This is a genomic window from Sedimentitalea xiamensis (assembly GCF_030164465.1).
GTDB classification, from domain to species: Bacteria; Pseudomonadota; Alphaproteobacteria; order Rhodobacterales; family Rhodobacteraceae; genus Sedimentitalea; species Sedimentitalea xiamensis.
The window spans coordinates 1-1,172 of the sequence record NZ_JASNJE010000088.1 but is presented as its reverse complement, the minus strand read 5'-3'; the positions used below and the strand labels follow the sequence as shown (position 1 = coordinate 1,172).

Genomic DNA, 1,172 nt, shown 5'->3' with positions numbered 1-1,172 from the left:
GGAAAGTCTGAAAAACCTCGCTCTCTGAGCGGGTTGAGGTAGACTGGGCATGATCAGCAAGGACACTCCCGATGCCCAAGCAGCCCGCCTTTCCCGGCCTCCGCCATGCGATGAAGAAGAAACAGACGCGGCGGGAGAAATTCCTGGCCGAAATGGAGGCGGTGGTCCCATGGATACGTCTGCTGTCGCTGATCGAACCGCATTATCCGAAGGCGGGGCCGAAGGGTGGGCGACCGCCGATGGCGCTGGAGACGATGCTGCGCATCTACTTCCTCCAGAACTGGTATGCGCTCAGCGACCCGATGGCCGAGGAAATGCTCTACGACAGCGACGCGATGCGCCGGTTCGCCGGGGTCGAACTGGGCGATGACCGCATCCCCGATGAGACGACCATCCTCAATTTCCGCCACCTGCTGGAGAAGCGCCAACTGACCGAGACGCTGTTCGCCGAGGTGAACCGCAACCTTGCCGATCAGGGGATCACTCTGCGCTCGGGGACACTGGTGGATGCGACGATCATTGACGCGCCATCCTCGACCAAGAACGAGGCCAAGGCGCGTGACCCCGAGATGTCGTCGACGAAGAAGGGCAACGACTGGTATTTCGGCATGAAGGCGCATGTCGGCGTGGATGCCGAAAGCGGCATCGTGCACAGCCTCGACACCACGACCGCGAAGGTCCATGACAGTCAGGTCTGGGACGACCTCCTGCATGGCGAGGAGACATCGGTCTGGGCCGACAAGGGCTATGTCAGCGCCGCGCGGGAGGCCGCGTTCTCCGGCCCCGGCAAGTTCTGGGGCGTGATGCGCAAGGCGCCCAAAGGCGGCGCGCTGCACCCCATCGACGAGGATATCAACCGGATCATCGCCATGGTGCGGGCGCGAGTCGAACATCCCTTCCGGGTGATCAAGCGCCAGTTCGGGTATCTGAAGACCCGCTACCGTGGTCTGGCGAAGAACCGGGCCCAACTGTTCACGCTGTTCGCCCTCGGCAACCTGTTCCTCCTCCGACGGAGGCTGCTGGCATGAGGCGGAGTCTGCCTTCAGACGCCCATCTCGGCCATTCGGGCCGACAGATACGCCGAAATCGCCTGCGTCAACAGCTGAGGTGCCCCCGCAGGTCCGCCCCGGCACAGAAATCGGCGAAGCCGAAGCGGTAGTTCAGACGATCCT

General features: G+C 63.1%; 1 protein-coding gene. It reads left to right on the top strand.

Features of this window, described 5'->3' with window-relative positions; genetic code table 11:
* The first annotated feature begins 71 nt into the window (after positions 1 to 71).
* Positions 72 to 1,028 carry an IS5 family transposase gene (locus tag QO034_RS23260; protein ID WP_284487878.1) on the top strand — a complete coding sequence of 319 codons (957 nt, stop codon included), beginning with the start codon at positions 72 to 74 and terminating at the stop codon, positions 1,026 to 1,028.
* The last annotated feature ends 144 nt before the right edge of the window (positions 1,029 to 1,172 follow it).

Coding starts and splice junctions, on each gene's coding strand:
- QO034_RS23260 (WP_284487878.1), top strand. CDS start 72: ATGCCCAAGCAGCCCGCCTTTCCCGGCCTCCGCCATGCGATGAAGAAG.